Below are 24233 nucleotides of genomic sequence, written 5' to 3'. Positions count from 1 at the left end.
GCACCACGATTACACCAAGCGCTTGGTAGGGGTTATCGTGGCCCCATCAACCAGCCCCGAGCCAGGACGTGAGGCCAGCATGGTCGAGCAGCAGCACAACAGGACGAAGGCAAGGGCCCGGCTCAGCGCCGCGCTGCGCCCGTTCTTCCAGTGGCTCGCGGGCACCAGGGGTTTCGCCCTGCTCGCACCCAAGATCGTGCCGCCGCTCGACCGCCTCGTCAACCGGCTGAGCGGCGGCCGGGTGCTCATGGGCGATCAGATGATCCCCCACCTGCTGCTCACCACCACCGGCAGCAGGAGCGGGCAGCCCCGCCAGAGCCCGCTGGCCTGCATGCCGGAGGACGACGGCTCGTTCCTGGTGGTCGGCAGCAACTTCGGCAGGGACCGGCATCCCGCATGGAGCGGCAACCTGCTCAAGACCCCCCAGGCCACCGTGAACTTCCGCGGTCAGGTGACGCCGGTGACGGCGACCCTGCTCTCCGGAGACGACCGCGAGCGGGCCTGGCAGGCGCTCGTCCGCTTCTGGCCGCTGTATCAGGGCTACACCGAGCGCTCTGGCCGCGAACTGCGGGTCTTCCGCCTGTCGCCGCGCCACCTCTGAGTCGCCCTCGGCCCCGGCCGGTCCGCCACCGTGGAGTTCGCCCTGGAGGCCCGCGCCGGAAGGTGATCGCCGAGGAGCTGAGCCTGGCCTTCAGCGTCGGCGACTACGGTGCCTCGGAGGTCCATTGATCATGAGGCGCATGCTTCAGGTCGTGGCCGTTTCGTACTGGGGGCGACCGGTGGTGCGGTAGGTCTGGATCGTCAGCCCCTTCGGGGTGGACCGCAAGTCGACCAGCTCAAGCCCGATGTCCGGGCCCGTGGCGGGGAAGAACCGCGTGCCCTGGCCGACGACCACGGGATAGGTGAGCAGTACGATCTCGTCGACCAGCTGGTGGCGCAGTAGCCAGCGGATCAGGGTGCCGCTGCCCCACACCTGCAGCTCACCGCCCGGCTCGGCCCTCAACTCGCCGACGGCGCCCGCAATGTCATCGGACAGCACGGTCGTGTTCGCCCATCGCGGGTCGGTGAGGGTGGTCGAGGCGACGTACTTGGGCCGCGTGTTCAACGCCTCTCCGACGGGGTTTCCCGGATCCATGCCCGCTCCCCAGGAGCCGGCGAAGATCTCGTAGGTCCGCCGGCCGAACAGGAACGCGTCGGCGCGCTGGAAGGTCTGGCTGATGAACGTGGAGGCCTCGTCGTCGAGCAGCGGCGGGGCCCATCCGAAGCGCTCGAAGGCGCGGCTGCCGTCCTCGTCCGGCGCGCCGGCCTCGCGCCGGTTTCCTGCATCGATCCGTCGATGGCCCTGCGTCACTCCGTCGGCGGAGACGTTCGTGACGGTCGTCAGTTTCATGATCGCAGTTCCTTTCGCGCGGGGGGTTGTCGTTGAGTACGACGGGATCGCGGCGCCGATCTCATCGGCTGTGTACGGATCTGCCGCGATTGTGGCGCAACACGATGAGTCGACCTCGGACCAGCGGGACGGCCTCAACCTCCTCCACGAGACAGGACACAAGCCTTCGCGATGGTGGTCCGAACGTGGCGGCGGCCGGGTCGCAGGACCCTGTGAAGGTCGAGCTGCGCAACCCGGCCCCGCCGTCCGATGCCGCCTTCGGCGGCGCCCGCTCAGCCCTGGAAGCTTCCTCCCAGGTCCTTGTCGACCTCGGCCGTGGCTTCATGCACCCACGCACCGTCGACGCACTTGTACCCGGCGTGATCGACGTACCCCTCGGGATGCAAGCCACCTCCGCCCTGCCCCGACGCGGGGTACTCCGCGTAGTCGGACCTGGGGACACAGTCGGCCGCGGCCGGGGAGCCGGTGACCACGACGGCGGCACCGGCGACGAAGACGGCAGCCACGGCCACCCGGAGTCGTGGCAGGGTGCGATGAAGAGTGAACACACCGTGATGATAGGCGTGCGACGTCACCTCCGGAGGAGGGTGGCCGCCAGGATCCCGGCGAGCCATTCCTCGTACTCGGCCTCGCTCCACCCGCAGACCTCGATCAGCTTCTCGTAGTTCTCCGTCGAGGTGAGGACGTAGATCTCCTCGGCCGCCCTGACCGGCGTGAGGCCAGGCCGCAGGACGCCGAGCGCGTGCAGGTGATGGGCGGGCCCGTGGCTGCCCTTGAGCCTCTCCCGTTCGATGTCGGCCAGGACCTCCTGGAGCCCCGCGTCGGCCGGGGAGGCGGCGGCGGCCGCGCGCAGGACGCGGTGCACGGGCTGGACGCGCCGGAGGATCCCGGTGGCCATGGCGGCGTACCGGGCCAGCTTGCGTGCGGGGTCGGGTTCGTCGATGATCGCCTGGACCTCGGGGCGGCCGGCCTGCGGCAGGGGCCGGGCGTCGCCGGCCAGCGTGATGTCGTAGACGAGCTTGGCGAGGGCCGGCTTGCCGCCGGGTGAGGACGTGTACAGCGTCTGCAGTGCCACGCCGGCCTCGCGGGCGACCTCGGCCATGGTCGTGTCGGCGTAGCCCTTCCTGATCATCAGCTCACGCGCCGCGGCGGCGATCTTCTGCCGCGTGGCCTCGGCCTGCTCCTGCCGCAGGGCGCTGGAGTAGGAACGGCGCTTCTTCTGCTCGGTCATCGCGCACCATGATTCCAGACCTCAATTGACTAGAAGTATATCTAATGAAAGAGTCTGCTTCTAATCGATCCTTCTAGGAAGGGAGGCGCGGTGACTTCGGTGCTTGCCGCGTCCAGAATGCTCGCGCTGCTGCTGGTCGGCCTGTACGCGGGCGGCGTCGTCTTCGTGGTGCTCGCTCCGTCCGTGACCCGCCTGCCCGGACCCGCCTACGTCCGGTACTGGCAGGCGCTCAACGCCGACTACGGCCGCGCCATGCCGCCGCTGTTGCTGGCCGGCATCGCGGCGCTGATCGTCGTGGCCGCCCTGTCGTGGCGGCGCGGCTGGTTCGTCGTCGGCCTCAGCGCCGCCGCCCTGCTCCTGGTGATCCTCACCGTGGTCCTCACCCTGGCGGGCATGGAGCCCCTCAACCGGATGGTGGACGCCTGGGATCCCGACCTCCTGCCCGCCGACTGGCAGCAGACGAGACGGCGATGGCTGAGCCTGCACCTCCTGCGGACGGCGCTCGCGCTCGCGGCGTTCGCCTGCCTGATCACCGTCCAGGCCCTGGACCGCAACTGAACACCGGATCGTCGACAAGCCGCTCGCGGGAGGCAAGAGATGTCTCCCGCTTACGGCGCCTACAGCCTCACGGGCCTGGACCCCGACCGCATCCGGCCCACCGGCAAGCTCTCCCTGCTCGGGGGCGTCATCGACGTCGGAGATCGTGACGACCGCCGCACCTGGGTGGTCTTCCGCCTCACCTCCTGCGACTACGAGCCGGCCATGCCCATGGAGACGAGCAGGCGTTACCGCAGCTGCGTGCCGCGGCAGCGGGTGAAATTCACCTTCGAGCACGAGGACGTCTCCGAGCTCGAGGCCAAGGTCTGCTGGACGCCTTCCCCCGCGCCCGCCTCGTCACGGTCGACAGGGACCGGGCGGAGATCGCCCCCGAAAGCGCTGACCGGGGCCCGGCTGCGGGTGGGGGACTGATCGAACTCCCGCGCCGCTGGGTACGTTCGCCCTGCTCGATCCTTACACCGCCGGCGAGGGAGCCGTCATGCAAGCCATCACCGTACGCGACCGCGCCGCCGGCCAGGCCGGCCTCTCCCTGACCGAGGAGCCGTACCCGCACGCCGCCGAGAACGACGTCATCGTACGGGTGCACGCCGCGGGCTTCACCCGGGGAGAGCTCGACTGGCCGGGCACGTGGACGGATCGCGCGGGCCGCGACCGGACGCCGAGCGTGCCCGGGCACGAGGTGTCGGGGACGGTGGCGGAGCTGGGGTACGGCACCACCGGCCTGAGCGTGGGGCAGCGGGTGTTCGGGCTGACCGACTGGACCCGCAACGGCTCGCTGGCCGAGTACGTGGCCGTGGAGGCGCGCAACCTGGCGCCGCTGCCGGCCGGCATCGACCACACCGTGGCCGCCGCGCTGCCGATCTCGGGCCTGACCGCGTGGCAGGCGCTGTTCGACCACGGCCGGCTCACGGCCGGGCAGACCGTGCTGATCCACGGTGCCGCCGGCGCCGTCGGCTCGATCGCGGTGCAGCTCGCCCGCGAGGCGGGCGCCGTCGTGATCGGCACCGGCAGGGCCGGTGACAGGGGCACGGCGCTCGGCCTGGGCGCGGAAGCCTTCCTGGATCTGGAGACCGAACGCCTGGAGGACACCGGCCAGGTCGATCTGGTGCTCGACGTGATCGGCGGCGACGTCCTGGACCGCTCCGCCGCGCTGGTGCGCCCCGGCGGCACCCTCGTCACCATCGCCGCACCGCCGACGGTCCTGCCCGGTAACGGGCGGGCGGTCTTCTTCGTCGTCGAGGCCGATCGCGCCCGGCTCGCGGACCTGGCCCGGCGGCTGCGGGAGGACCGGCTCCGCGTGCCGGTGACGGCCGTGCGCCCGTTGGCCGAGGCGCCCGCCGCCTTCGCGGCCCGCGGCAAGACGATCATCCGGGTCACCGGACACCCCGCGATGGGCGAATCATCACCAGGGCTTGGCAACGCCCCTGGTTAACCGCCCGGAGGCGCGGACAGCGTACTCGGACAGAGCACGATGGGAGAGCCGTCATGATCCGAGTACGGTTCGCCCGGAGCCTCCTGGTCTACGGCCTGGCGGCTTCGGCGGGCGCGTGCGCCGCCTCCGGGGCGGAGCAGACGAGCGGGCGGGCGCCGATCGCCGCCATGACCACACGGCCACCGGCCGAGACGCTGACACCTCTGCTGGAGAAGGCGCTGCCGAACGTCAAGGGCAAGACGTTCACCTCGGCGATCGCCGCCTTCCCGCCCGCCGCCCGCGCGGTCCCGCACCGGCACGGCAGCGCCTTCGTCTACGCCTACGTCCTCGAGGGCACTTTGCGCAGCCAGATCGGCGGCGAGCCGGTGCGCACCTACCGCCAGGGTGAGAGCTGGGTCGAGCCGCCGGGCGCCCACCACGTGCTCACGGAGAACACCAGCACGTCGAAACCGGCGAAGCTCCTGGTCGTCTTCATCTCCGACACGGGAGCCGAGATCAAGACCGACGATCCGCCGAGGTAGCGGTGAGGAACCATGAGCGACGAACATCTGCACCACCTGGACAACCCCGGCGCGACCACGCCGCCGCCGAAGATCGAGCTCATCTCGTCGGTGCCGTCGCCGCCGCCGATGCCCGACGGGGCGGAGGCGATGACGATCCGGGTCACCCTGCCGCCGGGCAGCACGGGCAACCCGCCGCACCGCCACACCGGGCCCGCGTACGGATACATGATCCGCGGCGAGATGATCTTCGAACTGGAGGGCGAGCCGGAGCGGGTCGTCACGACCGGCGAGACGTTCTGGGAGCCGGGCGGCGACCTGATCCACTATCAGGACGCCAACAACCTCCCGGACGCCGAGACCGAGTTCGTCGTCACGATGTTCGGGGTGGCCGGGCAGCCGATGCTCATCCCGGTGAGCGCGGAGGAGCTCGAAGCGCGCCGGGACCGCCGGGCGCCCCGCCCATGACAGGGCCTCCGCCGTCCTCACCGGCTTCCAGCGGCCCGGGGCGGCCGCCTCGCCGGGGCTGGGCCGCGCGGTTCGGGGGCCTGGCCAACCTCGTCAGGTGGTTGTGGCGCGAGGCGAAGTGGCTGATCGTCGGGGTGGTCGTGCTGTTCGTGGCGACCGGGTTGCTCATCGGCTGGGTGGAGGCCTACGAGATCCTCATGGGTTTCCGCTCTCCGTCGAACGTCAAGCACTCGGTGCTGGCGTGGGCGCTGTCCGTGGTGGGGTGGGCGATCATCCCGGCCCTGATCGGCGCCGTGGTGGGCTATCTCTGGCTGTGCAAGAAGCCTCGCTGACGGGCCGCGCGTCCGGGGGGAGGCGCGTTCTCAGGCGGCCCGGTCAGGCCGGTGCCGCGATGTAGAGGGAATCGCGGGGGTGTGCCCGGCACCACCATCTGCCCGATCCCCGCAACTTGATCATTGACTGCGTTAAGCCAGGTAATACCGCGTTTGTAGCCGTAGTACTTGGGTGAGGGCCCGGCATCGATCGTATCGACCGGAGGACGAACCGCAGCCGTCCACCGAGGCCGGCAGCCCGCCGCCCCACGCTGCGACGATCGGTACTCGGCCCTGGTGCTCGATCAGGATCGCGTTGGCCGCGGCGTGCGTCTCGCCGCGCACATGGTTCTGGTCCACGTGCGAGAGCCGGCCCCGCGCCCCAGCGGTACCGTCTCGCTCATCCACATCCACGACGCCGCCTCGGCCACCCTCGCCGCACTGCACCGTGGACGCCCCGGCCAGCCGTACAACATCGTGGATGACCAGCCGGTCACCTCCGAGGCCTCCTTCCGCGCCGTCGCGCAAGCTGCGGGGGCGCCTCCTCCCCGGCGGGTGCCCGGCCACCTGCTCACCGCGCTGCCGTACCTGCGCGCCCTGATGGTCACCACCCGCATCCGCCTGTCCAACCGGCGCGCCACCGATGAGCTGGGCTGGAGGCCCCGCTACCCCTCCTGCCGCGACGGCCTGGCCGCGCCGGCCGCGAGGACGGCCAGTGACCACTGAGCCCAGGAGAGGTGGGCCCGTCCGAACTCCAGGACGTCCAGCAGGACCAGGTGGGAGTTCACCGACGAGGCAGCCGAACGAACGAACCGGATCGGCCGAGCACCGGCTCATGGCGGCAGAACTGCGACATGACGCGGGCTCGGAGTCAGGCGCCTCCAGGGTGATCCTTCTCCCCCGTACGGGGGAAGGAAGCGCCGGCGTTCCCCACCGTGGGGGGATCCCGCCCGGCCGACGCCCCGCAAGACTCGAGCGCATCGAGATCGGCACACTTGGGGAGGCGGGTTCAGGTGACACAGGGTTCTGGTGAGTTTCCGGCCGAGATGAGTGTGCCCGCGCGATGGAGTGCGGTGCGCAGGCTCGCGGGCCATGCCGCGGCACTCAGCATGTCGCTCTACCTGGCGGTCAAACTCATCTGGGTCACCGCGGCGCTGCTCGGGCACGGTCCGGACAACTACGGCACCGCCGACTGGGTGCTGCTGAACGTCGTCACCGTGGTGCTGGCGACGACCGGAATCGCGCTGGGGCTGGCGCTGGCCCAGCGATGGGGCCGCCGGCTGCCGGCCATGCCGGTGATCTTCTTCTCCTGGGTGGGTGCGGGCTTCCTGGTCCCGATGCTTCCCTACTCGGTGATCAAAGGTGTCCTCGGCGCACTCGGGGTCGATCTGGGTGGCGGTGCGGACTCCGCCTCGGCTCCGCGAGGGGAGACGGTCTTGCTCACCATCGGCTTCGCCGGCATGGCCGTGGGGCTGGCCGTGGCCTTGCCGATCTATCTGAGGGAGAGATGGCCGAGGGCCTTCCTCGGCCGCGTCGGGGACGGCCCTGCCCGCTCATCGACCCTGGTCACGATGGCGATGGCGGTGGCCTGCGGGCTGGGACTGGCCTGGTCCTCCTGGGCGCTGGGCGGAACGCTGGGCCTCGACCCGGCCCATCACGACCACTGGGATCTCAACGGCCGACTGCTGAACGCGAGTTCGGGACTGTGGGCCCTGCTCGGAGCCTGGAGCATCTGGGCGCTCACGCGCTGCCGGCCTGCCCGGCTTCGGCGATGGATCCCGATGACGCTGGCCTTCGGGGCTTCAGGCTCGCTATTCGCGTGGAGCAGTTGGAAGCTGCCGCTGGTGATCCTGCGGCCCGGAGGTTTCGTGACCGCCGAATACACGATGGTCGCAGTCCTTCAGCACGCCTTGGGCATCACCGTGGGCCTGATCTTCATGACCGCCGTCCTGCGTGTCGCCCGGAGGCAAGACACAGCGCCGGCGAGGAGTACCACAGGTCTCGGATGACGCCCTGCCCAGTACGGGGAGTCGGCGTGCCGGCCATCGCGATCGAACTCCTCCAATCCGCCACCGAGTGACCGATCACCACGTCACCGGGCCTCACGTCCAGGACAGGTCAGGGCCCGCGCGCCGCGCGGGCCCTTCGGCATCCGGGGGTCTTGGCATCACTGACCAGCGGGAAGCGCAGGTCCAAGTGGTCGTTGCTCCCGCAGCAACGCTCGTTCAGGGCCTATGACACGTTTCTTACCAGCACGTCCGCCGTGGGTTCAGTCAGACTGAAGGACTGTCATCGCGAACATGCTCCAGTTCGGTTGGTGAGGACTGAAAATGCGGAGAGTTCGTCAGAGTCCCGGAGGCGCCGCTCCAAATGGATCACTGCGGTCGGCAACCGCGATTGCCGCGCTGGTGGACCGTGGAGAGGCGGGTTCAGATGGTCTGCCATGCTCGTGTCGTGACTGATGTGGATCTCGCCTGTCGGGTTCGTGACCGTTGCCGGTTGAGTGGCCGGTTCGTGTTGCGTTCAGGACGAGTGGCCGAGGAGTACTTCGACAAGTACCAGTTCGAGGCCGATCCGGCCCTTCTGGATGAGGTGGCGTCGGGGATGGTGTCACTGGTTCCCGAGGGGACCGAGGTGTTGGCCGGCCTGGAGATGGGCGGCATCGCGGTGGTCACGGCGCTGGGGCGGCGCACCGGCTTGCCGTGTGCGTTCGTGCGCAAGACAGCGAAGTCTTATGGCACTGCCCGGCTGGCCGAGGGTGCCGATGTCAAGGGACGGCGCGTCCTGGTCGTTGAGGACGTGGTGACCTCGGGTGGGCAGATCGCGATCTCCACTGGCCAGTTGCGTGATCTAGGGGCTCGGATCGACCACGCGTTGTGCGTCATCGATCGGCAGGAAGGCGGTGTCGAGGCCTTGGCCGCGGATGGGATCCGGCTCCTTTCGCTGCTCAAGCGCCAGGATCTCCAGTGAGACCAAGAGTCACTCAAGATGACTGGACGCCTGATCGAGTTCGTCGGAGAGCAGGTGCTCGGCGACGGCGGAGTATCCGGCGGCGGTGCTGTGGGAGATCCCGAAGATCGGCGACAGATGAAGCGGGTCGCTCGCCCTGTTACGGACGTTGAGTGATTCGCGTACTTCGCTAACTATCTATGCATATGCGAGTCCCGGTGGGCTCTCCTCGATGTCCGTTTCGTGAGACGATGCCCATTCACAGGCCAACCGCGCCGTCGATGCCCTGCCGGAGGAAGTCGGCGTGGCCGTTGTGCCGCGCGTATTCCTCCACCATGTGCACCAGCACCCATCGCAGGGTGATCGTGCCCTTCCAGGGATCCTCACCGGTCACTTCCAGGTTCTCCGCCTCGGCCACGAAACGGTCGGCGAAGTCGACTTCCTCCTGCCACAGGCGCCAGGCCTGGGCGACCATCTCGGCATCGGGTGCAGCGTTGTCGAAGGCCGCGTCCCGGTGGTCCTGGGTGGCGAAGTACGGTTCGACCGCCTGCCCGGCCAGGTCCCGGCGGAACCAGCGGCGCTCGACGTCGGCCAGATGTCGCACGAGGCCCAGCAGCGACAGGCCGGAGAAGGGCACCGGCCGCCGAGCGAGGGCCTGCGGGTCCAGTCCGGCGCACTTCAGCATGAGCGTCTGCCGGTGCCAGCGCAGGAAGGCGGCGAGCATGGCCTTCTCCGCACCTCCGGCCGGCACGTCGATCCTGGGATCGGCGTTCTCGTCGACGAACATCTCGGCGAACATCGGCTTTGGCGTAGTCATCGCACTTCTCCAAAAGATTCGGCTCCGATAGATCCGGCGAGGCGGTCCTGCAGGGCCGCCTCGACGGCAGGCCATTCCGTGGCGATCAACGAGAACATGGGCGAGTCTCGCAACAGGCCTTCCTCGCCCGGCGCCCAGGGCGGTGGCCGGCTGCGCAGCACGCCCTCGAAGCTCGGCGCTCCAGCGCCCGGCCGGAGCGCTGGTCGCGGGCGCCGGTCCTCAGGTCGACGCGGGTCAGGCCCAGCACCTCGAAGGCGTGGGTGAACAGCAGCAGTCTGGTCTCGGCGCTGATGGTGGTGCCCTTGGTTCCAGCCCGTACGGACACACCCGACAGCGCCGGGGTATCGAGTCTCATGAGAAGGGCGGCCTTCCCGCCAGGGGGAGAAGGTTGCGGAGCAGCAGCCCGGCCACGGCACGGCGCCGGTAGCGGGCGGTGGAGCGGATGTCGTCGATGGGCTGGGCTTCGCGGCCGAGAAGGTCTGCGGCGTGGCGGAGACGTTCCTCTGTGAGCGGACCACGTTCGAGAAAGGCCGCGGTTTCCGGAGCCTCGAGCACGGTGGGGCCGACCGCGCCGAGCGCGATGCTGACGTCCGCGAGCCCGCTCTCGTGCCGGCGCGCGCGGAAGGCGACCGAAGCCTTTGTGATCGCTTGGGCGCGGCGGGTTCCCACCCGGTCGAAGAACCAGATCAGGTCCGTCGGCGGCGTCTTGGGGATCTCGATGTGGGTGACGAGCTCGCCCTTGGCGAGGCGGGTGCGGCCAGGACCGGTGAAGAACCGCGAGATCGGGACGGTCCTGGCCCGGTGTGGTGTTCGCAGGTGGATGCGTGCTCCCAGCACCTGGAGCGCCGGAATGGCATCGCCTGCGGGCGAGGCGTTGACGATGTTGCCGCCTACGGTGCCGGCGTTCTGGATCTGCCGTCCTCCCACGAGGGCGGCCGCGGTCGCGAGCGGCTCGGCCCAGCGCAGGATGGTCGGCGAGGTTCGCAGGTCGGTGTAGGTGGCGAGCGCGGGTATGACGACCGACTGGCTGGTTTCCGTGAGGGCGGGAAAGTCGGCGATGGCCGTGATGTCGAGTAGGCTCAGGCGTTCGAGACGGTGCTCGTGCTGGACGAGCAGGTCGGTTCCACCGGCGAGGATTCGCCAGGGGGCGTCCGTGGCGAGCAGGCGCAACGCGTCGGCGATGGTGGCAGGGCGCGCGTAGGCCGGGCCGAGGATGGCACGGCGTGGACCCGGCGGCGATGGCGGCCGGGGCTCGATCTGGTCGAGCACCTGACGGACCGCCGCGCGAATCTTGATGTATCCGGTGCAGCGGCACAGGTTTCCCGAAAGATCGCCTCCGGCCGTGATGCTGGCGACGAATCCCGGCGTGCAGAAGCCGCATTGGACTCCGCCCTGCTCGGAGAGGGCCTTGATCACGGCCTGGCCGGTCTCGGTGCCGGCGATTCCCTCGATGGTCTCGACACGAGCGCCGTCTGCGCGTCCCGCGGGTATGAGGCAGGCGTTGAGCGGGCGGCCGTCGATCAGCACGGTACACGCGCCGCATTCGCCTTCGCCGCAGCCGTACTTGGTGCCGCGAAGGCCCAGCTCTTCCCGCAGGACATGCAGCAGGAGCGTACGGGGGTCAGTGGTCACCTGGTGGCCGGCGCCGTTGATGGTCAGTTCGATGGCTGTCATGAGCTGAGGGCTTCCAGTACCTGTTCCGGAGTGATGGGGAAGCGGGCGAATCTCCTGCCGACGGCGTCATAGATCGCGTTGGCGACCGCGGCGGCCGTGGCGCTGATGCCTATCTCGCCGATCCCGCGCACGCCCAGCGGGCTCAGCGGCTCGGGCTCTTCGACGATGAAGGTGACGATGTCGGCCGGGACGTCCAGCGCCGACGGGATCAGGTAGGTCGACAACCTGGTGGTGCGCGGCTCGCCGTCCTCGATGATGGCGTCTTCGAGCAGGGCGAGTCCGAGGCCCTGGGCGATCGCGCCCTCCGACTGAGCCTCCACTCCCGCCCGGTCGATGACGCGGCCCGCGTCGAGGTAGTGCTCGACGCGCAGGACATCGACCTCGCCGGTCAAAGTGTCGACTTCCACGAGCACGATCTGCGCGGAGGAGGCGAACGCGGCATGCGGGATACCGGGCGTGATGGGGTCGCTCTGGCGTGGCGCGAACCGCCCTTCGACGCTCAGCGGCCCGCCGTCGGTCCGGCGTAGTTCCCGAGCTGCCTGCAGTACGGCCGAGCCCACGGTGAACATGGTGCGCGAGCCGTTGCTCGATCCGGAGTCGGGCCCGTCGGAGTCGCCGTCGGCGATGTCGAACAACGATGCGGGGACGCCCAGCTCGTCGGCGGCGATCCGGATGTAGGCGGACAGGTTTCCCTGGCCCATGTCGGGAGTGCTCACGTGTAACCGGATCCGCCCGCTTTCCAGCCGTTCCAGGCGGACGAGGGCCCTGTCCTTCACACCGGCCCCCATGCCGAACCCCTGCCATGCGATGGCGAGGCCGACCCCGCGGCGTTTGTGGGGCGTCTCCGAGTGAACGGGCTCGGTCAGCAGGGGGCTGGCCTGGGCGGCGTCCAGGACTCGGCCCATGCCCAGCGTCCCGAGAACGGTCCTGCCGAAGCCGGCCACCTCGCCGGGCCGCAGCAGATTCCGGCGGCGGAATTCGATCGGTCCCAGGCCGGTGTCCCGCGCCAGCATGTCCACGCACTGCTCCAAACCGGCGACCATCTGAGGGTTGCCGAACCCGCGGAACGCGCTGGCGTTGCCGTTGTTGGTGAAGGCCGCACGGCCGCGGATCCGGGTTCCCGCGAAGGCGTACGGCCCGCAGGCATGCTCCGCGGCGAGCCCGACGACGGCGGGGCTGAGCGTGGTGTAGGCGCCCGCGTCGGCGACGAAATCGACGTCGGCGGCCACCAGGTCGCCTGCGCTGGTGGCCGCGATCCGGTAGCGGACCTGGAAAGGGTGACGCTTCACCCCGGCGGCCATCGATTCCTGACGGTCGTACATCATGCGGCAGGGGCGGCCGGTGTGCCAGGTCACCAGCGCCAGTAGCGGCTGAACGTTCAGGTCCTCCTTGCCGCCGAACGCCCCGCCCATCATCGGGTGCAGCACCCGGAGTCTCGACTCGGGCACGCCGAGGATCGCGGCCAGCTGGCGGCGATCGTGAAAGGGGTTCTGCCCTCCGGCGACGATGGTCAGCACGCCGTCGTCGTCATAGGCGCAACCGGCCTCGGTCTCCAGAAAGGCGTGCTCCTGGCGCGGCGTCTGGTAGGTCAGCTCACGCACGAGATCGGCGTCGGCCAGCGCGGCATCGATGTCGCCTGTTCCCAGCTCGACCCGGCCACACAGGTCTGCGGGTTCGAGCAGGTCCGAGACCACCTCCAAAGGCTCCGCATCGACGAGCACGGCGTCGGCGGCGCGGCGTGCCTGTTGGTCGGTGTCGGCGGCCACGATCGTGATCGCCTCGCCGTGGAAGCGGATCCGGTCCGATGCCAACACGGGCTGATCGGCCACATCGAGGCCGAAGGCGTTCAGCCCGGGAACGTCCGAGGCGGTCAGAACGCATGCGACGCCAGGAGTCGCACGCGCCGCAGTGGTGTCGACCGCGCGGATGGTGGCATGCGCAAGGCGAGCGCGGACGACGCGCACCCACAGCATGCCCGGCAGCGCGACGTCGGAGGGATAGCGGTGCTTGCCCGCGGCTTTCACGTGTGCATCGAAGCGTTCACCCATCGGGGACCCCTTATTTGTGTCACAACGAGATGCTCGCCTCTAGCAGGTAGAACGCGGCGACATTATTACTAGGACTAATTTCATGTCAACACGTTAAGGTGATTGCGTGACATCATCGGCCCACCAGGAAGCGCCCGTCGCCGGCTCACCCGGCCTGGAGCAGGAGATCGGCGCGACGATCCGGGAGGCTCGCCGGCGGGCTGGGATCACCATGACGGCGCTCGCCTCCGCGACTGGGCTTTCCCAGGCGTTCCTGAGCCACCTGGAGACGGGGCGGTCCGCTCCCAGCGTCGCCACGCTCTACCGGCTGGCCCAAGCGCTTAACGTGCTCCCGCAGGATCTTCTCCCTCGGCCATCAGGACGAGACCTGGTCATCACCCGGAGAGGGGACGGTCCACGGCTCACCGGAACCGAGCGAGGCGGTGCCGGCGGAGACTTCAGGCTCCTGGCCGGCGAACCGGACGGCCTCATCAAGGCCAACGAGGTCACAGCCATGCCGAACACCCCGGCGGGCGACTGGTTCGAGCATCCGGGCGAAGACCTGGTCGTCGTCATCGGCGGCACCCTGCGCATCGAGTTCCGCGACTGGCAGGCCGTCCAGCTCAACGACGGTGACTCGATCTGGTACAAGGGCCTCCAGCCACACCGCTGGAGCTTCCCATCCGAGCAGCCGACCCGGCTGTTCCTGGTGACGGCTCAACACCGGCAAGACCACCCATAGGCGCGCAGGGAAGCGACCGACCCGTGCATCCCGAGACATAGTGGGGTCTACGCGGTCGTGGGAGAGCATGTGCGGACTTCGCCGCTTTCCAGACCCGTATCCGGCAGCAGGAAGGGCGTGGTCAGCGGGGGCCCGGGACTTGCCGACGAGCGAACTCCAGGAGTTCAAGGTAGCCGTCGGCGTCGGTGGCCACTTCGGCGTGGGCGAGGACGGCACCCAGTGCCCTGACCGCCGCGGCGGCCAGGGTGTCGCGGCGGATGTCGACCGCGATGCCGCCATCGATCTGTTCTGCCAGCGTGGACATGCGGTTGCTCCCTTTCCCGAGGCGACTGCTCTTGGCGTCGGCCCGCATGGGATCACCGAATGGCAGAACTGTGACGAGTCACGCGCAGGCGGCGGACGAACTGCTCATCAAGCCAACGGGGTGGACCAGGCCGACGTCGGCACCTCACTCTGGACAAGCAGGAACTGCGGAAGCAGTTGGAGCTGCCGGACCCGAACGTCACCCCTCTGCACTCTCGCCGTCAAGGGGCTGTCCATCACGAGGATGAGGTCCGGGATTCGTGAAGGCTCCAGACTGGCCTGGAGCCTTCCCTGTTCTATGAGTAACCCCTCATCAGGGGTGTCGCCCGCCGCGATTTGACGCAACGGCGACTACTCGCCTGCGGCCCCAGGTGGTGCCATCGTCGCTCTGGACGGTCCATAGGCCGTCGGCGAAGTTGCCGGCGATGATGAGCGACGGGAGCTTCGCTTCGCGGCCGGGGCGGCGTGCGGGCGCGTCGGCTACGCCTGAGGGGCCACGCCGAAGCGTAGGAAGCCGGCGATGCGGGGCGAGAACGTGAGCGGGGTCTGCTCGCCGAGCGACGAGCGCAGGCCCGCTGCCACCTCGGCGTCCGGCTCACCGAACACCTCGAAGTGCTCCACCCGGCAGTGCTTCATGACGTCCTGGATGAACGGGTCCGCGAGCTTCCAGTGCAGGCGGACCGCGTCGGAGTCCCGATAGAGCTGGAAGCTGTGCGCGAGCATCCGCTTCTCGTCCACGAAGGTCTGCACCATCAGCTGCGGGCCATGCTGCTGGGCGAACTCCACGGCTCGGGCGATGGCGTTGCGGAAATCCTCCAGGTGACCGTCGGCGATACGCATGGTGTTGCGGAAAAGGAGGATTGTTTCGTCCTGGTGGCTCATGACGCGATTCGGCCTTTCTGTGCTCATCGGTCGGCCCCGCTGGGGGAGAGCACCGGGTAGTCGGTGTAGCCGCGGTGGTCGCCGCCGTAGAAGGTGCTCGGGTCGGCCTCGGTGTACGGTCCGCCCGCCGCGATCCTGGTGGGCAGGTCGGGGTTGGCCAGCCACAGCCGGCCGAAGGAGATCGCGTCGGCCAGGCCGGAGCGCAGCGCCTCGATCCCGTCGGCGGGGCCGGCCGGTTCGTCGCCGCGCCATGGGTGCGGGTTGAGGATGAGCGGGCCGCTCCAGTGCTCGCGGATGAGTTTGGTGATCTCGCGGGTGTCGTTCTCCGAGACGTGCACGTACGCCAGGTCGTGCGGGGCCAGCGCGCGGGCCAGTTGCGTGTAGAGCAGCTCCGTGTCGCTCTCGTTCATGCCGTTGTAGGTGATGCCGGGGGAGATGCGCAGGCCGGTGCGGTGCGGCCCGATCGCGTCGAACCCGGCCGCCATCGCCAGCCGGGCCGCGGAGGCGAAGTCCTCGATGGCCTGGTCGATGTCGGCGAGCGTCATCTCCCGCGGCGTCGGGTGCTCCAGCAGCCCTGCGGGGGTGTGGAGCCGCTCCCCTGAGCGGATCGCCGACGGTGCGAGAGGCAGCTCGCCCGCCGGATACAGGCAGGGATGGCCGATCCGCCCGGAGTGCATGATCTGCACCGCGATGCGGCCGCCTCGCCGGTGCACCGCGTCGGTGACCAGCCGCCAGGCCGACACCTGCGCCGGCGTGTGCAGGCCGGGGGTGTCGAGGTAGCCCTGGCCGATCACGCAGGGCTGGGTGCCCTCGGTGATGATCAGGCCGGCGGCGGCGCGCTGGGCGTAGTACTCGGCGGTCAGCTCGCCGACGAGCCCGCCACGCGCCCGGTTGCGCGTCATGGGCGCCATGACCAGGCGGTTCGGCAGCTCCAGGTCGCCGACGGTGACAGGCGTGAGAAGCTCGTTCACGATCATCCTCCTCGTTACGGGATCGTCTTCGCGGCACGAGGCTACGAACGGGCCTTCACGGGCCGAATCGGCAAGGTTTCGGTACCGGGCTACGGGGATCGCGTACGTATCTCGGACGGCAAGGACGTACGTATATCCCGCACGAAAGGCCTGGTCGGTTGTCGTATGGCAGGGCGGGCGAGCAGGCCGCGGTCCAGGCGAAGCCGCTGAGTGCGTTCAGTCCTGTTGTTCGCGCCGGCAGTCCTCGGTGAGGGCGATGCCGAGGTAGGCCGCACCGGGCCCCGTCGGGCAGGGTGAAGTCGATGACGTGATCGCTGTCGGCATTGACGCATCAGGCGTGGTCGAAGGCGAACGGCACACCGCCGGCCAGCACCATGCCCTCGACGTACAGCAGGCCGGCCTGCTCGTCGGCCATGCGGGGGGCGGTGGCGAAGCAGGTGCCCGGCGGGCCGGCGGTGAACCGGGCGGGCCGCGGGGCCGGGGTGAACAGGCGGCCTTGGGCCAGGAGCAGCTCGGCACGGCTGGCGTAGCTCCAGGTGTCGCGCTGCCCGGCGTGGGTGAAGCGCCACATCCCGGCGATGGCGCCCGCCTGCTGCAGCAGCCGCTGTTCCGCCGCGCGGCTCATGAGGCACGCTCCTGGACGAGCGCGGTGAGCGCGCGTTCGCGATCGAGGTCGCGCTGCTCCTGCGTTCGATCCTGCGAGTGCGTTCGCCGAGGCGACCAGGAACCGCCGGCCGAGCCGCCACGTCTTTCCCAGGGAAGGCCAGGGCGACCGCGAGTGGCGGCCCCACTACTGTGGCCGGTCATCCGCCGCCCGCGCTGGTCACTCAGGACGGGCGCGGCGCGTTACCTTGAAGACGCCGTCAATCTTATCCTCGGCGCGGGTACGACATGGCGCCTACCAGCACCGTCGCGACGCTGCAACCGGGCAGCACGCTGCTGCTCTACACCGGCGGCCTCGTGCAAGCGCCAGGAGGGCACCTCGATGCGGGGCCGGAATGCCCGCGCCCGCGCCGCCGCCTCCATGGCCGGCGCGCCCCTGGACGCTCTTTGCGATGAGCGGGCGGATGCTGATGTGCTGCAGCCCACTGGATCTGCGGACCGTCTCCAGCCTGACCCGGCGTGAGGGCGAAGGACAGTAGCCGGCATCGGCGGTCGGCCGCCGGATGCGCCTTGCTCGTCAGCCCGCCTCGTGAGCGGCCCAGCTCAGCCACCGTCAGCCGGAACCTGTGCGGCCGGTGCGGGATTCCCTCTCCGCGGTCGGGGCCATCGTCACAGACGTTTTGCCCTTGACGCCGCCCTTCTCCGGCTCGCCCGCCTCGCGACGTGCTCCGACCGGACCTACGAATGTAGTGCCGGGAAGGCGTCCCCGCGCTTAGCAGGATGCCAAGCCACGCCAGACAACTCGAAACGCGAAACCGTCACTTGACGTACGGCGTCATGGCGTTGCGAGAAGAAGGGACAATGGTGCCGCCGTCGTGGGACTGAATCTGCTGTCGGCGCGGTTGACTGGGATGCTCAGGTGGTGCGCGCCGTGGACCACCTTCCGCTCGCGCGACGACGGACTGGAACACAGATGGGCACATTCCAGGCAGCGATGGCGATCCTGCGGCGTGGAGACGTCTACGAGACGGGTCTGTGCTCGCGGTGGAGAGTGGGTGGCCAGGTACACGGCGGCTACCTGCTCGCGGTGATGAGCCGCATGGCCGGTGACGGTGCTGTCGGGGAGCACCCGCTTCCGGGCGGCAGTGCGTGGGCCCTTCGTCGCCGCAGCCGTGCCGGGTCTCGCCGAGAACCACGTCGAGCCGCTGCGGGCCGGGCGGAACGACACCCAGGTGCGGGCCCGCGCGGGCGGAGCCTCCGCCGGATGGGGCCGGACGATGACGATGGGGGTGAACGGTGCGCGACGAAGCCGATGCCGTAGTGATCGGAGCGGGCATCAACGGCCTGGTGGCCGCGGCCGAGCTAGCGGGCGCGGGATGGACGGTGGTGCTGCTCGAAACGCGCGACCGTCTCGGCGGGTTCATCGACTCTGAGGAGTTCACCATCCCCGGGCACGTCCACGACACGTTCTCGTCGTGGCATCCACTGTTCGTCGGAGGCGGCGCATACGCCGGCCTCGGCGCGGCGCTCCACGAGCGCGGCCTGGAGTACGCCAACACGGACGACGCCGTGACCGCGTCGATCTCCGAGCGTGGCGTCGTCATCGCCGACCGGGACCCGGAGGCGACCGTCGCCCGTCTGGCCCACTCTGCCGATCAGGCGGCGTACCGCACCATGCTCGAGGAGCTCGAGCGGCGTGCGGGCGTCGTGTTCGGCGTGCTCGGCTCGGAATTGCGCGCCCGGGACGTCGCGCGGCTCGGTGCGTCCGCGCTGCGGAGCCTGGGCATGAGCGGCGCGGTGGAGCTGGCCCGGGTCGCCGTGCAGAGCGGCCGCGGCTTCGTACGCGAGCGTTTCACCGGGTGGGAGGCCGACCAGCTCTGGACACCATGGCTGTTGCACGCTGGGCTCGGCCCCGACCAGGCCGGCGGCGGCATGATGCTGCCGGTGATGGCGGCCACCGTGCACCGCATCGGCCTTCCGGTGGTGAAGGGCGGAGCGCGGCAGTTCGTCGCGGCCTTCGAGCGCCTGCTCGCCGACCGTGGCGTCGAGATCCGTCTGGGTGTCCACGCCGAGCGGATCGAGGTCTCCGGCGGCCGTGCGGTCGCCGTCCACGCCGGCGGCCTGCGTATCGCCGCCCGCAAGGCGGTGCTGGCCTCGACCTCGACCGGCGATCTCTACGACAGGCTGCTGGACCGCGGCGCCTCAAGGGAAGACGGGCGGCGTGCGGCACGGCTGCACCGGCCGGGGCGGGCCGCCATGCAGATCCACCTCGCCCTCGACGAGCGGCTGCGGTGGAGCGATACCCGCCTGGACCAGGTGCCACTGGTGCACATCTCGAACGGTGCCGACAGCACCGGCATGGCCTGTGCCCAGGCCGAAGCCGGGTTGCTGCCCGCTGCACCTACGGTCGTCGTGGGACAGCAGACGGTCCTCGACCCCAGCCGCGCGCCGGAGGGCGCCGGCACGCTGTGGATCCAGCTCCAGGAGCTGCCGTTCGCTCCGCGCGGCGACGCCGCGGGCGAGATCGACGTGGCCGATGCGTGGAGCGAGGAAGTCGTGGCGGCATACGTGGACCGGGTGATCAAGCGGATCGCGCCATTCGCCCCCGGTCTTCGCGACAGCATCCGCGCCAGCGTCGCCTTGCCGCCGCCCACCCTGCTCGCCGCGAATCCGAACGCGGTCGCGGGTGACCCGTATGGCGGCTCCGCCGAACTCGACCAGAGCTTCTGGTGGCGTCCCGGCACCGGGACCGGCCACCGGACGGGCTTTGGCGGGCTCTGGCAGATAGGCGCCTTCACCCATCCTGGCGCCGGTCTCGGAGGCGGCTCGGGACACATCGTGGCGCAGCAGCTCCTCTCGACCGGCAGCGTCCGATCCAGGATTCGTCGCCTTCGCGGTGGCCTCGGGCGATGATCATCAGACCCTGCGGTCGGCCCTGCCCCCGGGTGCGGACACCTTGATGAACCGGGCATTGCAGAAGATTGGAACGCTTATTTCGTAACAGGTTGATCGCTGTGCGTCGATTGCATCCACAATCCTCACGCGTTTCGGTGACACGAATGTGCCGCCCCATCATGGTCCGCGATCATCGTAGCGAAGGGTGGCCGTACCCCGGCGGTACAACCTGCCATCTTCGCGCCGATGTTGCCTCCCTGGTATCCGCAGGTCAGCCTGCCTTGGCCACATCCCTTGGAGGAGTGAGGCGGGGACAGGAGTGGTCCGGCGTTCACCTGCTGAGGGCGCGCTTTTGTGGGTGGATCGTCTCGCCGCGGGCGAGCATGTCAACGAACTGGGTGATACGGCGGGCTCGGGTCTCGGCGCGTTCGGCGATCGTGATCCGGTAGAGAACGGCGTAGCGGTTCTGGGCGGTGAGGATGTCGAACATCGCTTGTGCCTGGGGGTTCGCGGCCAATGCGGCGGCCAGGTCGGCCGGTACCTCGATGCCGGCTTGTCCCGCGTAGGCCGCCTCCCAGCGTCCGTCGGCCTTGGCGTGTTCGACCTGGGTCATTCCGGCCGGATGCATCAGGCCCTCGCTGATCAGACGGGTGACGAGGGAAACGTTCCGTACTGACCAGGGACTGTGCCTTCCGCGCGGGGTGAAGCGCCGGCAGAAGGTGATCTCGTCCCGTCGTCGTAGCCGGCCGTCGATCCAGCCGTGGCACAGGGCTTCGTCGAGCGCCTGGTCATAGGTCAGGCTGGTGGGCCGGGTCGTGTTCTGCTTGGCGAGGACCAGCCACACCCCTGCCGAGCTGTCGTGATGCCTGCTGAGCCACTCCCGCCAGGCCCGGGCATCGGTAACGGTCAGTTCCAGTAGTTCGTCGCTCATCGCCATACACCCCTAATGATCATCAAAGTGGACGGTTGTCGGCGGCCACCCGAAGGCGGGAGCCCAGGACGGGACTGCCGTAAGTGGCGCCGGATCGGCCGGCGGTGGAGCCGGCCGATCTCGTCCTCCACCACGTCGCCGCCGCGTCCCTCTGGACGGATGACGACCGCCCGCCTTCACCAGGCCTTGCCGGCTGGCTCCCGAAGCGTGTGATTGATCCGGTTGAAGAAGTTGGTGATCGCGATGTTCAAGATGATCGCCGACATCTGCTTCTCGTCGACATGGGTGGCAGCAGCGTCCCAGATCTCGTCGGTCACGCCCGGCGCGCCGTCCTGGATCCGGGTGGCGGCCTCGGTCAGCGCGAGCACCGCCCGCTCCTGCTCGGTGAAGAACGGGGCCTCGCGCCAGGCGACCACGCTGTGCAGCCGTTCCTCACTCTCTCCATGCTTCTTCGCCGACTGGACGCCGGCGAACACACACGGGCTGCAGCCGTTGATCTGGCTGGCCCGCAGATGGACCAGCTCGAGCACGAGCGGGTCAACTCCACCGGCGTTGATCGCCTTCTGCAGATGCTGGATCGCGGTGATCACGTCGAAATTCGCCACACCCTTCATGCGTGCTTCCATAGGTCCTGCCCCTCGTCGGTTACGTGCGCCCATCCGGGCCCCGTCATCCACCGCACCTTGGCGGAGATCATCGTCGTCGTCATGGACTTTTCGACCAAGGCAATCTCGGTCATGCCGGCGACGTTACGGTATGACCCGGTCAGAAACGGTCCTGGTTATCGAGCAGACTGTCAGCCATGGTCAACACCTCGGCGCGGCTGCTGCGGCTGCTGTCTTTGCTGTCGACGCGGCAGTCCTGGACGTGCGCTGATCTGGCCGCCCGGCTGGAGATCACCGAACGGACGGTTCGCCGGGACATCGCCCGGCTCCGCGAACTCGGCTACGGCATCGAATCGGAGATGGGCCCCTGGGGCGGCTACCACCTCGGGCCCGGAACCAGCATTCCGCCACTGATCCTGGACGAGGAGGAGGCCCTCGCGGTCGCTGTCGGGCTGCGCACCGCCGCCTTCAGCGGAGTCTCCGGCAGCGACCAGGCAGCCCTGTCGGCGCTGCTGAAACTACGCCAGGTGCTGCCGGCCAGGATCGCCGACCGGCTCGGAGAGCTGGACGCCGCGTTCACCCACACCGCACGACCCGACGACAGCCAGATCTCCCCCGCGCTGCTGCTCGACCTGGCCACCGCGTGCCGGCGAGGCGAACGCACCCAGGTGACCTACCGCGACGGGGCCGGAACGACGTCCACCCGACGAGTGGACCCCTACCGGCTCCTCTACACCGGCCGCCGCTGGTATCTCCTCGCCTACGACCTGACCCGGCAGGACTGGCGCACCTTCCGTACCGATCGCATCATCGATGCCACAGCCACCGGGCAAGCCACCGCCCTGCCCGACCCGCCGGATCCAGCCCAGCTGGTCAGCACGGGCATCGCGCTGAGGCCCTACCCGGTGCGGGTGACCATCCGCCTGCACGTACCGGCCGATGAGGCCCGCAGGCTGGTACCACCAACGGTCGGCGTCCACCATCCGGACGGCGACGACGCCACCATCATCGACATCGGCGGGCCAGACGCCGACGGCCTGGCCCGCTATCTGCTCAGCCTCGGCCGGCCCCTGCAGATACTGCACCCAGAAGAGGTCCGCCAGGCATTCCTCACCCGCACACGACAACTTCTCGAGGACAACCAGTAGCACAAACGCCCGCCGATCGCCGACACGGCTACCTGCGCAAGAGGGGGCGCGCCTTAGGCGAGCGGCTGGGGGCCAAACCGGCCACGGTGGCGTGCCCACCGTCCCTGTCGGTGTGATCCGGCATAGTGCGGCGCATGTTCGACAGACTGTACGACATCAACTGGTCGTCCATGGAGCACGCCTACGGCTCGGCCGGCGAGCCGCCGGGACGGGGGCGTTCCGGTGGTGATGACGGTTCTCATCATGGTGTTCCCTCTCAGAGGTTCCAGGCGCGGCGTTCCCGGGCGCGGGGGTCGTCGACCTGGGTCCACTCCGTGTCGATGCGCATGGTCGCCCTGCGCTCGGCGTCGTACGGCTCCCAGCCGGGGTCGCCGGTCCTGGCGAACCGGATCCAGGTCTCGTGGACGCGGGCGGCGAGTTCCGCGGGGGCCTTGCCGGGGCCGAGCATGGCGTTCGGGCCGTTCAGCTCGGGCCGATCCGCCACGTCGAAGACGAAGGGCAGCTCGACCGCGTGGGCGGCGCCGAGCTCTCCGCCCAGGGCCTGCGAGCGCCAGGCGAACTCGTAGGCGTAGGTGCCCGAGCCGGGATGGGCGGCGTGCGCGCCGGCCAGGGCGCGGCTGCCCGCGCCGAACAGGGCATCGCCCATGATGGCGGAGCGCAGTTCGGCGAACGACGCGCCGGGGCGCGACGCGCGGTAGGCCTCGACGAGCCGCGCCGGACCAGGGTGGGAGCGCGCCGCCGCCTCGTGGACGTCGGCGGCCGTCGAGGTGGCGTACCTGCCCACCGGGACCAGGTACAGGTTGCCCTCTTCGGCGTTGGTGCCGACGAGCAGATCGACGCCGGCGCCCAGGCCGGCGGCGACGGATGCGGCGGGCTGGGTGTCGAGGACGAGGCTGAAGGGGCTGAGCCCGATCAGCGGGTCACGGTGCCTCTCGGTCCGCAGGTCGAGGCCCGTGAGCCGGGAGGCGGCCTCGACCAGGCGCTCGTCGCAGACGCCCGCGAACGCGCCGGCGTCGGGCCCGACGCCCAGGGCCTCGGCCGCCGCCTTGGTGACGCGGGCGGCCTGCTCGGCGGTGAACGCGCCCAGGCCGCTGCCGCTCTGCACGATCGCCCGCCGGAACAGCCCGGCGGCGCCGGGGGTGGCGAGGACGCCGCCGACGATGGTCGCCCCGGCCGACTGCCCGAAGAGGGTGACGTTGCCCGGGTCACCGCCGAAGGCGGCGATGTTCTCCCGCACCCAGCGCAGCGCGGCGACCACGTCCAGCAGGCCGCGGTTGGCGGGCGCCCCGGGGAGCTCGAGGAACCCGGCGATGCCGAGCCGGTAGTTGAGGGTGACCAGGACGACGCCGTCGCGGGCGAACGCCGAGCCGTCGTACAGCGTGGACCGCGTCGAGCCGGCGACGAACCCGCCGCCGTGGACGAACACCATGACCGGCAGCCCGCCGCCGCCCTCGGCGGGCGCGTGGACGTTGACGGTGAGGTAATCCTCTCCGCGGCTCCAACCGGCGCCGAAGTAGGGGGACATGTCCACCGTGCCCAGCTTGCGTTCGGACTGCGGCGCGTTGGGGCCCGGCGCCGTGGCGTCCCGCACACCGTCCCACGGCTCGTGCGGACGCGGCGCGGCGAAACGCCCCGCGCCGCGGGGCGGGGCGGCGTACGGGACGTTCAGGAAAGTGCGGGTCCCGCCTCCGCGCAGGCCGCGCACGGCTCCCTGCGCGGTGGTGACGACGGGGCCGGGGCGGTGGTTCACGATGGTGCCTTTCCGCAGGGTTCAGACCTGCTCGGTGTACGGGGCG

Annotated in this window: 27 protein-coding genes and 2 pseudogenes; 13 read left to right on the top strand and 16 right to left on the bottom strand. The window is 69.9% G+C overall.

Going from position 1 to position 24233, the window contains the following annotated elements:
- Positions 1–37: 37 nt before the first annotated feature.
- A complete protein-coding gene (locus LCN96_RS28730) occupies positions 38–601 on the top strand; it encodes a nitroreductase family deazaflavin-dependent oxidoreductase (protein ID WP_225265531.1) in 564 nt (187 codons plus the stop codon).
- A 144-nt stretch (positions 602–745) separates the two neighbouring features.
- Here LCN96_RS28730 and LCN96_RS28725 read toward each other — a convergent pair whose 3' ends face one another.
- The 3 genes from LCN96_RS28725 to LCN96_RS28715 form a co-directional block, all read right to left on the bottom strand.
- Positions 746–1390 (bottom strand): dihydrofolate reductase family protein, encoded by a 645-nt coding sequence (locus tag LCN96_RS28725; RefSeq protein ID WP_225265530.1) that lies wholly within the window; start codon positions 1388–1390, stop codon positions 746–748.
- A gap of 272 nt (positions 1391–1662) precedes the next feature.
- Complete coding sequence (locus tag LCN96_RS28720; protein WP_225265529.1) at positions 1663–1938, bottom strand: hypothetical protein; 276 nt, start codon at positions 1936–1938, stop codon at positions 1663–1665.
- Between the two features lie 23 nt (positions 1939–1961).
- Complete coding sequence (locus LCN96_RS28715; RefSeq protein WP_225265528.1) at positions 1962–2621, bottom strand: TetR/AcrR family transcriptional regulator; 660 nt, start codon at positions 2619–2621, stop codon at positions 1962–1964.
- Between the two features lie 90 nt (positions 2622–2711).
- Here LCN96_RS28715 and LCN96_RS28710 point away from each other — a divergent pair, with 90 nt between their 5' ends.
- The 6 genes from LCN96_RS28710 to LCN96_RS28685 all read left to right on the top strand — a co-directional run bounded on the left by LCN96_RS28710 (position 2712) and on the right by LCN96_RS28685 (position 5911).
- The gene (locus LCN96_RS28710; protein WP_225265527.1) at positions 2712–3179 is read left to right on the top strand and encodes an anthrone oxygenase family protein; all 468 of its coding nucleotides are present in this window, start codon (positions 2712–2714) and stop codon (positions 3177–3179) included.
- Positions 3180–3218: 39 nt separating this feature from the next.
- Positions 3219–3590 (top strand): hypothetical protein, encoded by a 372-nt coding sequence (locus LCN96_RS28705; RefSeq protein ID WP_225265526.1) that lies wholly within the window; start codon positions 3219–3221, stop codon positions 3588–3590.
- Positions 3591–3657: 67 nt separating this feature from the next.
- Positions 3658–4611 carry an NADP-dependent oxidoreductase gene (locus LCN96_RS28700; RefSeq protein WP_225265525.1) on the top strand — a complete coding sequence of 318 codons (954 nt, stop codon included), beginning with the start codon at positions 3658–3660 and terminating at the stop codon, positions 4609–4611.
- A gap of 53 nt (positions 4612–4664) precedes the next feature.
- Positions 4665–5132 carry a cupin domain-containing protein gene (locus tag LCN96_RS28695; protein WP_225265524.1) on the top strand — a complete coding sequence of 156 codons (468 nt, stop codon included), beginning with the start codon at positions 4665–4667 and terminating at the stop codon, positions 5130–5132.
- A gap of 12 nt (positions 5133–5144) precedes the next feature.
- The gene (locus LCN96_RS28690) at positions 5145–5579 is read left to right on the top strand and encodes a cupin domain-containing protein (protein ID WP_225265523.1); all 435 of its coding nucleotides are present in this window, start codon (positions 5145–5147) and stop codon (positions 5577–5579) included.
- Positions 5576–5911 carry a DUF6313 family protein gene (locus tag LCN96_RS28685; RefSeq protein ID WP_225265522.1) on the top strand — a complete coding sequence of 112 codons (336 nt, stop codon included), beginning with the start codon at positions 5576–5578 and terminating at the stop codon, positions 5909–5911. Before LCN96_RS28690 ends, LCN96_RS28685 begins: the two co-directional genes overlap by 4 nt.
- 58 nt (positions 5912–5969) lie before the next feature.
- Here the strand turns inward: LCN96_RS28685 and LCN96_RS28680 are convergent.
- Positions 5970–6271 (bottom strand): annotated as a pseudogene (locus tag LCN96_RS28680) (Tn3 family transposase); the annotation flags it as partial.
- On the opposite strand from LCN96_RS28680, the gene LCN96_RS28675 reads away from it, so the two are divergent.
- From LCN96_RS28675 to LCN96_RS28665, 3 genes are all read left to right on the top strand, one after another.
- Entirely contained in the window at positions 6251–6616 is a 366-nt protein-coding gene (locus LCN96_RS28675; protein ID WP_225276279.1) for an NAD-dependent epimerase/dehydratase family protein, read from the top strand. The pseudogene LCN96_RS28680 and the gene LCN96_RS28675 sit on opposite strands and share 21 nt — an antisense overlap.
- A 347-nt stretch (positions 6617–6963) precedes the next feature.
- Positions 6964–7899 (top strand): hypothetical protein, encoded by a 936-nt coding sequence (locus LCN96_RS28670; RefSeq protein WP_225265521.1) that lies wholly within the window; start codon positions 6964–6966, stop codon positions 7897–7899.
- Between the two features lie 445 nt (positions 7900–8344).
- On the top strand, positions 8345–8860 hold the full coding sequence (locus tag LCN96_RS28665; protein WP_225265520.1) for an orotate phosphoribosyltransferase: 516 nt from the start codon (positions 8345–8347) through the stop codon (positions 8858–8860).
- Positions 8861–9098: 238 nt separating this feature from the next.
- On the opposite strand, the gene LCN96_RS28660 is transcribed toward LCN96_RS28665, so the two are convergent.
- From LCN96_RS28660 to LCN96_RS28650, 3 genes are all read right to left on the bottom strand, one after another.
- Complete coding sequence (locus LCN96_RS28660; RefSeq protein WP_225265519.1) at positions 9099–9638, bottom strand: DinB family protein; 540 nt, start codon at positions 9636–9638, stop codon at positions 9099–9101.
- Positions 9639–10007: 369 nt separating this feature from the next.
- On the bottom strand, positions 10008–11330 hold the full coding sequence (locus LCN96_RS28655; protein ID WP_225265518.1) for an FAD binding domain-containing protein: 1323 nt from the start codon (positions 11328–11330) through the stop codon (positions 10008–10010).
- The gene (locus LCN96_RS28650; RefSeq protein ID WP_225265517.1) at positions 11327–13378 is read right to left on the bottom strand and encodes a xanthine dehydrogenase family protein molybdopterin-binding subunit; all 2052 of its coding nucleotides are present in this window, start codon (positions 13376–13378) and stop codon (positions 11327–11329) included. The genes LCN96_RS28655 and LCN96_RS28650 overlap by 4 nt, the downstream gene beginning before the upstream one ends.
- 106 nt (positions 13379–13484) lie before the next feature.
- On the opposite strand from LCN96_RS28650, the gene LCN96_RS28645 reads away from it, so the two are divergent.
- On the top strand, positions 13485–14099 hold the full coding sequence (locus LCN96_RS28645) for a helix-turn-helix domain-containing protein (RefSeq protein WP_225265516.1): 615 nt from the start codon (positions 13485–13487) through the stop codon (positions 14097–14099).
- A 121-nt stretch (positions 14100–14220) separates the two neighbouring features.
- Here the strand turns inward: LCN96_RS28645 and LCN96_RS28640 are convergent, their stop codons facing one another.
- The 5 genes and pseudogenes from LCN96_RS28640 to LCN96_RS28620 all read right to left on the bottom strand — a co-directional run.
- Entirely contained in the window at positions 14221–14403 is a 183-nt protein-coding gene (locus tag LCN96_RS28640; RefSeq protein WP_225265515.1) for a hypothetical protein, read from the bottom strand.
- Positions 14404–14882: 479 nt separating this feature from the next.
- Positions 14883–15242: a hypothetical protein gene (locus LCN96_RS28635; RefSeq protein WP_225265514.1), complete on the bottom strand. Its 360-nt coding sequence runs from the start codon at positions 15240–15242 to the stop codon at positions 14883–14885.
- Positions 15243–15307: 65 nt separating this feature from the next.
- Positions 15308–16261 carry an oxidoreductase gene (locus tag LCN96_RS28630; protein ID WP_225265513.1) on the bottom strand — a complete coding sequence of 318 codons (954 nt, stop codon included), beginning with the start codon at positions 16259–16261 and terminating at the stop codon, positions 15308–15310.
- Positions 16262–16586: 325 nt separating this feature from the next.
- Positions 16587–16880 carry a hypothetical protein gene (locus LCN96_RS28625; protein ID WP_225265512.1) on the bottom strand — a complete coding sequence of 98 codons (294 nt, stop codon included), beginning with the start codon at positions 16878–16880 and terminating at the stop codon, positions 16587–16589.
- Positions 16881–17346: 466 nt separating this feature from the next.
- Positions 17347–17460: pseudogene (locus LCN96_RS28620) on the bottom strand (IS5/IS1182 family transposase); the annotation flags it as partial.
- A gap of 694 nt (positions 17461–18154) precedes the next feature.
- On the opposite strand from LCN96_RS28620, the gene LCN96_RS28615 reads away from it, so the two are divergent.
- Complete coding sequence (locus LCN96_RS28615) at positions 18155–19771, top strand: phytoene desaturase family protein (RefSeq protein WP_225265511.1); 1617 nt, start codon at positions 18155–18157, stop codon at positions 19769–19771.
- A 313-nt stretch (positions 19772–20084) separates the two neighbouring features.
- Here the strand turns inward: LCN96_RS28615 and LCN96_RS28610 are convergent, their stop codons facing one another.
- The 3 genes from LCN96_RS28610 to LCN96_RS56725 form a co-directional block, all read right to left on the bottom strand.
- Entirely contained in the window at positions 20085–20684 is a 600-nt protein-coding gene (locus LCN96_RS28610) for a YdeI/OmpD-associated family protein (RefSeq protein WP_225265510.1), read from the bottom strand.
- Between the two features lie 176 nt (positions 20685–20860).
- Complete coding sequence (locus LCN96_RS28605) at positions 20861–21298, bottom strand: carboxymuconolactone decarboxylase family protein (protein ID WP_225265509.1); 438 nt, start codon at positions 21296–21298, stop codon at positions 20861–20863.
- Positions 21295–21423, bottom strand: coding sequence for a hypothetical protein (locus LCN96_RS56725; RefSeq protein ID WP_263657332.1), 129 nt, complete (start codon positions 21421–21423; stop codon positions 21295–21297). The genes LCN96_RS28605 and LCN96_RS56725 overlap by 4 nt, the downstream gene beginning before the upstream one ends.
- A gap of 63 nt (positions 21424–21486) precedes the next feature.
- Here LCN96_RS56725 and LCN96_RS28600 point away from each other — a divergent pair, with 63 nt between their 5' ends.
- Entirely contained in the window at positions 21487–22437 is a 951-nt protein-coding gene (locus tag LCN96_RS28600; protein WP_225265508.1) for a helix-turn-helix transcriptional regulator, read from the top strand.
- A 256-nt stretch (positions 22438–22693) separates the two neighbouring features.
- On the opposite strand, the gene LCN96_RS28595 is transcribed toward LCN96_RS28600, so the two are convergent.
- Positions 22694–24187, bottom strand: coding sequence for a carboxylesterase/lipase family protein (locus LCN96_RS28595; RefSeq protein WP_225265507.1), 1494 nt, complete (start codon positions 24185–24187; stop codon positions 22694–22696).
- Between the last annotated feature and the right edge of the window lie 46 nt (positions 24188–24233).

This window comes from Nonomuraea gerenzanensis, assembly GCF_020215645.1.
Lineage (GTDB): Bacteria > Actinomycetota > Actinomycetes > Streptosporangiales > Streptosporangiaceae > Nonomuraea > Nonomuraea gerenzanensis.
The sequence above is the reverse complement of the archived record's forward strand: the minus strand, read 5'-3'. Positions and strand labels throughout refer to the sequence as shown.